The 2,796-nt window shown below is 57.1% G+C and carries 1 protein-coding gene; it reads left to right on the forward strand.

The genetic code is table 11. The features are described 5' to 3' along the window. A partial coding sequence (locus tag K1Y02_26670) for an SAM-dependent methyltransferase (protein ID MBX7259967.1) occupies positions 1-2,735 on the forward strand: 2,735 nt, incomplete at its 5' end. Positions 2,736-2,796 lie beyond the last annotated feature (61 nt).

Raw genomic sequence — 2,796 nt, forward strand, 5'->3', positions numbered from 1 at the left:
CCTCGCTGATGCTCAACCGCCTGATGTTCATTTACTTCATCCAGAAGAAAGGTTTTCTCGATAAAGACGTCCACTACCTCAACAACCGGCTGCAGAAGGTGCAGCAGCGCAAGGGCAAGGGGAAGTTCCAAACCTTCTACCGTTACTTCCTGCTCTGTCTTTTTCACGAAGGCTTCTCCAAGCAGCCTGTAAACCGCCAACTCTCCGCCGATCTGGAGGAACTGCTCGGCGATGTGCCCTACCTCAACGGCGGCCTGTTCGACGTGCACGAACTGGAACACAAACACACAAAGATCGACATTCCCGACGAGGCCTTCGAGAAGCTATTTGCTTTCTTCGACCAGTATGAGTGGCACCTGGACACTCGACCGCTGCATAACGACCGGGAGATCAACCCGGACGTGCTGGGGTACATCTTTGAGAAGTACATCAATCAGAAACAGATGGGGGCTTACTACACCAAGGAAGACATCACCGATTACATCAGCAAGAACACGATCCTGCCGTATTTGTTTGACGCCGCGGCGAGGGAATGTGCTATCGCCTTTCGGCCGGGATCAGCCCTGTGGCGACTCTTGCAGGAGAACCCGGATCGCTACCTGTACCACGCTATGCGACACGGGGTGATCGATAACGATGGGGAAGTGATCCCGCTCCCGGCAGTAATTCAACAAGGCGTCGCCGAAGTAGCACAGCGAGACGGCTGGAACCGGCCCGCTGCCGCGCCCTTCGCCTTGCCCACGGAGACGTGGCGGGAACATGTGGCGCGGCGGCAGCGCTGCCTGGAGCTGCGCGACAAGTTGGCGGCGGGGCAGGTGGGCCGCATCAATGATCTCATCACGTTCAATCTCGACATTCGTCAGTTCGCCGCCGACGCCATCGCCGGTTGTGAAGGGCCGGAACTGCTCCGTGCTTTCTATCACGCGCTGTCCACGGTGACGGTCTTGGACCCGACGTGTGGCTCCGGGGCCTTCTTGTTCGCCGCCCTCAACATCCTACAACCGCTCTATGGCGCTTGCCTGGACCGGATGCAAGCGTTCGTGGAGGATCTCGCACGCGCGGAGGATGACCAAGCCGCCAAGAAGTTCACCGACTTTCGGCACATCCTGGCCGATGTCGCCCGACACCCCAACGGGGACTATTACGTCCTCAAGTCGATCATCGTCCATAACCTCTACGGCGTGGACCTGATGGAGGAAGCGGTTGAAATCTGCAAGCTGCGGTTGTTCCTGAAGCTCGTGGCCCAGGTAGAGCGGGTGAAGGACCTGGAACCGCTGCCAGACATTGATTTCAACATCCGGGCCGGCAACACGCTGGTGGGCTACGTCTCGGTGGCGGAAGTCCAGAACGCGATACAGAACAAGAAGGAAGCACGCCTCGACTTCGACAACGATCTCGGAGCCGTGCTGGAGGATGCGAAGCGGACGGAAGAAGCGTTTCAGGTCTTTCAAAATCTGCAACTGAAGTTCGGCGCGAATCAACTGGACTATTCGCAGTGCAAGACTGCCTTCCGCCAACGGCTCCGCGCCATGACACAACAGCTCGACCGTTTCCTGGCCATCGAGTATGACGTTGACCCTGACAAGCCCAAACCCTTCACCGCCTGGCGGGTCAGCCATCAGCCCTTTCACTGGTTCGCCGAGTTCTACGGCATCATGGCCAAGGGTGGGTTCCATGCGATCATTGGGAATCCGCCCTGGAAGGAATATGCCGCTGTGAAACGCACTTATACCGTGCGTGGTTTCACTTCCGAATCTTGCGGCAACTTGCACTGCCTCTGTACAGAACGTGCCCTCGCCTTGCGTTCTACTCCGGGACGATTGAGTTTCATCGTCCAGCTCCCTCTGACCTGCTCCTCGCGCATGGCATCGGTCCGTTCGTTGCTACAAAGCCGTAGTAACCAACTTCATGTAATCCCCTTCGATGACCGGCCTGGGAAGTTGTTCGACGGACTTCAGCATTGCCGCAGTGTGATTTTTCTCTCTGACGGAACCAAAGAAGCGCACGGAACTTTGTTGACCACAAGGTATCAACGTTGGCCAACGGAAGCACGACCCGTGCTATTTGCGCAATTCGAGTATGCCAATACCACCGGTGCTGTGCTTTATCCGGGATTGTTCCCAAAGTATGCAACCAATGCCGAGGTTACTGTCTTTCGCAAGGTGCGCGACAAATCAGAAACCACTCTTGGCGAGGCAGCTTGCCAACGAGAAACCAAGTCCTTTGTTTTCTACCAGGAGGCGACCCAATACTGGGTAAAAGCCACCATCGGCCTTCCCTACTACGCCAAGGACGAAGTGGTCGGCGCACCAGCCCATGGCCGCTATGTTCATTTCTCCAAGCCCGCACAAGCCGCGGTTGCCTGTGCCTTGCTGAACAGCAGCCTTTTTTACGCATACTTCATTGCCTATGGGGACTGTTTCCATCTCAGCGAAACCTTGGTCGCCGGTTTCCCAGTCCCTGGCAGCATAATGGAAGATATTCGGCTGCGCGACCTCGGGCTGGAACTGAACAAGGCGCTGGCGAACAATGCCACTCGCAAGACAATCCGCACACGGGACGGAGCAGAAATCACCTACGCTGAATTCCGCGTTGCCCTGTCCAAGCCCATCATCGACGCCATCGACTGCGAACTGGCCCGCCACTACGGCTTCAACGCCGAGGAACTGGATTTCCTCCTGAACTACGACATCAAGTATCGGCTCGGCCCGGAAGAGGCGGAGGAGGCGGAATGAGCAACAATAGCCCCGTCGCGGCGGAACGGACACGCCACATTCTGGAAGACCTCGAAGCGGT

Source organism: Candidatus Hydrogenedentota bacterium (assembly GCA_019695095.1).
Classification (GTDB): domain Bacteria; phylum Hydrogenedentota; class Hydrogenedentia; order Hydrogenedentales; family SLHB01; genus JAIBAQ01.